Raw genomic sequence first — 6,231 nt, forward strand, 5'->3', positions numbered from 1 at the left:
ATCGACAAGCTTTTCGGCGTGAAAAAGGACGATAACAGCAGCAAAAATGACGCGAAAAAGGAGCAATCAGACGTGATTAAAGGGCTGATAAATGGGCTATTTTAGCCCATCCGCCCCCATTTGACGTTTGGAATTTATGGATGCTGCTAAACGAGCGCGAAATTTAAAATTTTGAAATCTCGCGCAGTTTAAATTTTAAAATTTTATGCAGTTTAAAATTTAGAATTTTATGCAGTTTAAAATTTAGAATTTTGCGCTAGCCGGCGCAGACAAAGCCGCAAAATTTCAAAACTCGGCGCAAACTATTTATCAAAATTTTAAATCTCGTTTCGGTCTGTATTTTAATGACGCTCTGAATTTATCGCCGTAAACTTAGCCTGCTCGCGCCGCCGCTATCCGCAATGAAATGCACGCCGCAAGCCTAGTGCCTTTTAAAATACTTCGTATCGATACCGCGTGCCGTGTTTTCAGGTTATCCGATGCTAATTAAAATTCGCGGCGCAATGTTTATTGCAGTTGGCGCCATGCTTGATAAAATTTGCCCGCCACTATCACAAGAAAAATGAGCGTTAAAGCTCCAAATACCGTAGCCGTAAATTTATCATCCATCGTAGTGTATTTGTTATATCTGAATTTCATCAGATACTCGCGTTGCGACGGATCGACGCTTGCATTATAATCCAAAAATAAAACTTGATATGCCGTGCCGCGACTCTGAAACGGAAACGGACGGCTTTGATACCAAGCTTTAACTCGCTTGCCTTCCAGCCATTCGTATGCGATTAGCGAGATAGAAGGCTTAATATTTACGCCTTGCCACTCGTCCGCTCCTAAGCGCTTAAAATTAGCTTCCGCAATTGCCGCATTGAGCAAAATTTTATTTTTATAAAAGGAGGTTAAGTTATCCGTATCGCCATTTAAAAAGACTTTGATAAATTTGCGCTCATCCGTAAAAATCTGCATATATTCGCGCCCATCATCGCTTCTAACATCCATAATTATTCCATTTGCGATTTTCAGATCATCTAAGCTTTTCGGATTCAAGCTAAAAAGAAATCCGTACCACATCGCCGCCAAATAAAATGCGATCATAAATAGATCGAACTTGCGATCTAAGTTATACCAAATTTCGCCGAGCTTCATCGATCATTACATTGTAAGTTTCGCTGCAAGATACGGAATTTCACGGCTTTTATTATCGAGGGCTATATTCCTGCATCATCACCACGGGCAGAAACAGTACCGCTCCCACGATTACCACTGGTATAGCCACGATGATGCCTAGCGTATCCAACAGGGCGTTGCCCTCGCAGCGTTCGGGCCTAACCTCGATGTTTGCGGCTATCGGGGAGCGTAGCCTATCGCTTGGCTTCATTATTTCGCTAAGATTTTTGATCTGCACGACGCGCGCATCGAAGTAGAAAATCACTTCTATCTCGCCCTTTTTCTCATCGATTTCTATGCGATTTGCTAGAGCTTTGATTTTGGCGACGTCTGCTCCTGCGGCAGAGTTTAAAAAAGCACTGAAGCTACCGCGCGCCTCGCCGTTTTTAGCATCGGTTACTTCGATCTGCACAAACTCGCGCTTAAGCCCTTTGGCGTATCCGCCATCGTAAAATTCCGAGATATTCTTAAGCGATGAGCCGTCCGTCAGCACATAACTAAGTTTCTCGCCTACGATGTATTCCTTGCCATCGTTTATGAAAAATGCCGTGATCTTTTCGGGCGTTTCGTTCGCCCCAGGCACTACGTTTTGTTTGCACTGGCATCCCACAAGCAGGACGGCTAGTAAAACTGCGATAAATTTTTTCATGATGATCCTTTAAAATTTTAAATTAGCGTATGAATTCCGCAGCCCAAGCTCTATCTCAAAAAATTTCAGCAGCGAAATTTTACGCCTTAAATTTCACGCTCGGAATTTCAGTGCAAAATTCCGCGCTATAAAATCCCGACGCAGAATTTTGGGTGCGGAATTTCGATACGGAATTCTGCGTTCCGCAAAACTCCGCCAAGAAGCAAAGCCACGGCTTTTAAATTCCCGGCTCTACTTCAGTGCCGCTTTGACCGCCTCGCTTAGCCGCTTGCCGTCTACGCTTGAGCCGAGCGCTTCTTTGGCAGCTTTCATCACGCGCCCCATATCCTTTGCGCCGCTAGCGCCAAGCTGCGAGATTAGCGAGCTAACCGCGGCAGCAAGCTCGGCATCGCCTAGCTGCGCGGGCAGATAGGACGCGATGATCTCGATCTCGCCCTGCTCTTTTTGCACCAGATCGTCGCGACCGCCCGCGCGGTACTGCTCTACAGAGTCATTTCGGCGCTTGATCTCGCTTTGAAGGATGCTAAAGACGCGCTCATCGCTAAGGCTGATGCGCTCGTCCACCTCGACCTGCTTAAGCGCGGCGTTAAGCATCCGCAGGCTGTCTCTGCGGAAGTGATCGCCGCTTTTCATCGCCGTTTTAATGTCTTCTAAAATTTGCTCTCGCACACCCATTTTCTACTCCTTGAGATTAAAATTTCGGCGGTAATTTTAGCAAATTTAAAATTTGGCTTGGGTAAATTTAAGGGGATGAAATTTTAAAATTTTAAAGATTGATCGCGATTTGCGGCTAAATTTAAAACTAGCCGTGGGCATCGTCTGTGGCAAAGACTCGCGCGCAGCTCCCCTTTGCAGAAAAAAGCTCGCGCGAAGCGCGCTAAATTTAAAAAGCCTCGCAAGAACATAAAATTCCTTTGAGGCAAAGCGAGTAATAGAAGCTCGCGAAGGCTCTATTTAGCGCGTGAGAATATCATTCGCACGATTTGAAGCAAGAAGCACACGCTTCCTACCAAAAAGATCGTATCGCCGATGATGCGCGCCCAGCGGAGCCCGTAGAGGCTGTCTTTCTGCAAAAACTCCGCGCTTCTTGCGTACCACATACCAACGTCGATCGCCGCGAATGCCTGCAAAATTCCGACAGGTAATAGCGAAATCAGCACCATTAGAAGCAGACCCGCGTTAAGCGCCCAAAAGCCGATCTTCATCAGCGTATCGTCGAAGCTTTTGTCTTTGTAAATATACAGCGCCACGAGCCACACAAAGCCGAGCGCCAAAAAGCCGTATACGCCAAATAGTGCCGTATGAGCGTGCACTGCGGTGGTATTTAAGCCCTGAATATAAAATAGCGCAAGCGGCGGATTAATTAAAAAGCCGAAAACGCCCGCGCCCAGCATATTCCAAAACGCCACGGCGATGAAGCAGTAAAGCGGCCATTTTAGACGCTTAGCCCAATCCTGCGCGAATTGAAGCTTGTAGTAATGAAATGCTTCTGAGCCCAAAAGCACCAAAGGCACGACCTCAAGCGCCGAGAAGCTCGCACCCACAGCCATTATCGGCGTAGTGGTGCCCGCAAAATAGAGGTGATGGAAGGTACCAGGAATTCCGCCGATTAGGAAAATCGACGCGCTAGCAATCGAGGTGTAGGTGGCAAATTTCTTGCTTACTAAGCCCAAGGACGCGAATACGAACGCCAAAGACGCCGTCGCGAAAACCTCGAAAAATCCCTCGACCCAAAGGTGCACGACCCACCAGCGCCAATACTCCATCACAGGGATCGGCGAGCGCTGTCCGTAGAATAGCCCTGCGCCGTAAAAAAGCCCCACGGCGATAACCGAAGCGGTAAAAATCGCCAATAAATTCTTATCGCCCTCGGCTCTAAAGCCCGCGATAAAGCCGCGCAGCACGAGCACCATCCAGATCACAAGGCCCACAAACAGTATCAGCTGCCAAATTCTACCGAGGTCTAAATACTCGTATCCTTGATGTCCGATCCAGAAACTGCTGCTTGGATCCATCTTACCCGCAATCGCCATGTATTCGCCCGCGAAGCTGCCGACGACCAAGAAAAGAAGCGCGTAGAAAAGCACGTCCACGCCGAGCTTTTGAAATTTAGGATCTTTGCCGCCGTTGATGATCGGAGCTAGAAACAATCCCGCCGCCAAAAAGCCCGTAGCAATCCAGAAAATGGATGCCTGCACGTGCCAGGTGCGAGCTAGCGAGTAAGGGATATATTGCGAAATATCAAGCCCGAAAAAGGACTGACCCTCGATCGTATAGTGCGCAACAAAGCCGCCGATAAAGGCTTGAAATGCAAACAATGCAATCGCTACGAAAAGGTACTTGCCGAGCGCCTTTTGCGACGGCGTAAGCGCTAAAGCGGCGATCGGATCGGCGTTTAGCTTCGCAGGAGCCTCGAAATCCTCGTCCTTTTTGCCGTAGAAATTTCCGAACCAAACCAACAAGCCGATGCCGGTAAGCAAAATAACGAGGCTTGCGATCGTCCAAACGACGTTTTCCGTGGTAGGGACATTGTCTATCAGCGGCTCGTGCGGCCAGTTATTGGTATAGGTCGCCTCTCCGCTCGGACGATCCGTGGAAACCGCCCAAGCGGTCCAAAATATGAAATCCATAAGCTCGGAGCGATGTTGCTCGTTTGCGAGCGTGTTTTCCTTCATCGCGTAATCCTCGCGAAGCTTTTTAAAGCGCGGATCGTTTCCGAAAACGCCCATGTACTCGTTTTTTACGACCGCCATAGCCTTCAAGCGATCATCGCTTAGCTTGACGGTGCCGTCTTTTACGGTGTTTGTGCGGTACTCGGCCTTTGTAAGCGCCTTAATTTGCGCCTTTTGCTCGTCGCTCAAAGCGTCAAATTTAGCGCCGAAGCGCTCCTGCGCCTTGATATCCATAAACGCAACCAGCTCCTTATGCAGCCAATCCGCGCTCCAATCAGGCGCCTGATACGCTCCGTGTCCCCACACCGAGCCCACCTGCATACCGCCGATACTCTGCCAGGCCTCCTGTCCGCGGTAAATGCACTCGGTACTGATTAGCTCGTTGCCGCTAGCATCGGTAAATTTTACCACCGGCGGAGACTGCCTATACACCTCACCGCCGTAAAAACCCAAGAAACTAAAGCCCACGATGAGTACCGCTACGAGCGTCATCCAGAGCTTTTTAAATTCTGCCATTTTCACTCCTTTAACTGAAATTAGGAGTGAATTTTACCTATTTAAATTTCTATAAGCATTGAGGTCCGTCAATAAAAAGATAAAATTTATCTGCTTAAGCTGGAATTTATTAAAATATACTGGAATAAAGGGTTTTAGAAAATTTTATATAAAATTTATATCTACAAATCTATCCCTGATTTCAATATTATCAAGATTTAGATTTAGTTTGTCTTTTAAATACTTTTTCAAATTTACTCGTTCATACTCACTTAACATAGTTAGCGGAATGGCAAAATAATTACTATGAGTACTATCTAATAAAATTAGAACATTTAAATTTATGCTATCTATTCTTCTTAAAATTTTAAGTACACCGAAGCAAAGAAGATTTATCGGATGCAAAGCGTACGATAAAATTAGCAAGAGAAATTTTTTAAACCTAGTTATATTGGCATTGTATTTGCACGCGTCTTCAATCACGAGTCCAGAAAATTTATAAATAGCGATTTTATCAAAATTAGAAGTCTTTACACTTTTATGTATCGAATATACATCATTATAATTTTTGCATAAAGAATTATATTCTATTCTATCGGAATAGAAATTTAAAAATTTATGTTTATTAATAAATAAAATTCCCACTAAAAAAGTAACAGCTCCTAGGAATTGATATGCCCAAGCACTTCCTCTGCAGAAAAATAGGAATATGACTAAAAATACAGCTAATATTAAATAACATTCTGTGCTGATTTTAGTCCAATAATCTTTGATCATAAAAAGAGGCATTTCAGATTTATAACTTTGAAATTCCATACGATAATACTCCAAATTTTTAATTCAATACACCGCTCTTTTCATTGACTTTGCTCTGCATCTTTCACTTCTTTTAAATAGAAATATATTTTGTAAATAAATTCGAATGTAGACATTAATATTACGGAACCAGAAAGAGAAAAACCAGATTGAAAGAAAATAATATATCCAAAAATTGAAAATCTACTTTGAAATTCCGGCATAAAATGGCTTGTTCTTATGCTTATACCGCTGCTTGCAAAATATCCGGTATAATAAACCTCAAACATAAAAATACCTAGACCGAACATAAACGGAAGTAACAAAAACGGAAAATCGTTTTCACACTTCTTTTTTGAAACCAAGATAAAATCATTATCATATCTACAAAAGTAAATATAATAAACCAATGAATATAAGCTAGAAACCACAAAAATAATAATCCCGTATATCCAC

6 protein-coding genes are annotated in these 6,231 nt (G+C 44.2%); all 6 read right to left on the bottom strand.

The window, feature by feature from the left end; genetic code table 11:
* Positions 1–507 precede the first annotated feature (507 nt).
* Positions 508–1,143: a hypothetical protein gene (locus Q0277_RS05370; protein ID WP_297996262.1), complete on the bottom strand. Its 636-nt coding sequence runs from the start codon at positions 1,141–1,143 to the stop codon at positions 508–510.
* Positions 1,144–1,195: 52 nt separating this feature from the next.
* A complete protein-coding gene (locus Q0277_RS05375; protein ID WP_297996264.1) occupies positions 1,196–1,813 on the bottom strand; it encodes a hypothetical protein in 618 nt (205 codons plus the stop codon).
* 231 nt (positions 1,814–2,044) lie between these two features.
* Positions 2,045–2,488: a GatB/YqeY domain-containing protein gene (locus tag Q0277_RS05380; RefSeq protein WP_297996266.1), complete on the bottom strand. Its 444-nt coding sequence runs from the start codon at positions 2,486–2,488 to the stop codon at positions 2,045–2,047.
* Positions 2,489–2,763: 275 nt separating this feature from the next.
* Positions 2,764–5,001, bottom strand: coding sequence for a nitric-oxide reductase large subunit (locus Q0277_RS05385; protein WP_297996268.1), 2,238 nt, complete (start codon positions 4,999–5,001; stop codon positions 2,764–2,766).
* A gap of 144 nt (positions 5,002–5,145) precedes the next feature.
* Complete coding sequence (locus Q0277_RS05390; RefSeq protein WP_297996270.1) at positions 5,146–5,796, bottom strand: hypothetical protein; 651 nt, start codon at positions 5,794–5,796, stop codon at positions 5,146–5,148.
* Positions 5,797–5,837: 41 nt separating this feature from the next.
* Positions 5,838–6,231 (bottom strand): hypothetical protein (locus tag Q0277_RS05395; protein ID WP_297996272.1); only part of this gene is annotated, 394 nt, incomplete at its 5' end.

The organism is uncultured Campylobacter sp., from assembly GCF_938030815.1.
In the GTDB taxonomy this organism is placed as follows: Bacteria; Campylobacterota; Campylobacteria; order Campylobacterales; family Campylobacteraceae; genus Campylobacter_B.

Coding starts and splice junctions, on each gene's coding strand:
- Q0277_RS05375 (WP_297996264.1), bottom strand. CDS start 1,813: ATGAAAAAATTTATCGCAGTTTTACTAGCCGTCCTGCTTGTGGGATGC.
- Q0277_RS05370 (WP_297996262.1), bottom strand. CDS start 1,143: ATGAAGCTCGGCGAAATTTGGTATAACTTAGATCGCAAGTTCGATCTA.
- Q0277_RS05385 (WP_297996268.1), bottom strand. CDS start 5,001: ATGGCAGAATTTAAAAAGCTCTGGATGACGCTCGTAGCGGTACTCATC.
- Q0277_RS05390 (WP_297996270.1), bottom strand. CDS start 5,796: ATGGAATTTCAAAGTTATAAATCTGAAATGCCTCTTTTTATGATCAAA.
- Q0277_RS05380 (WP_297996266.1), bottom strand. CDS start 2,488: ATGGGTGTGCGAGAGCAAATTTTAGAAGACATTAAAACGGCGATGAAA.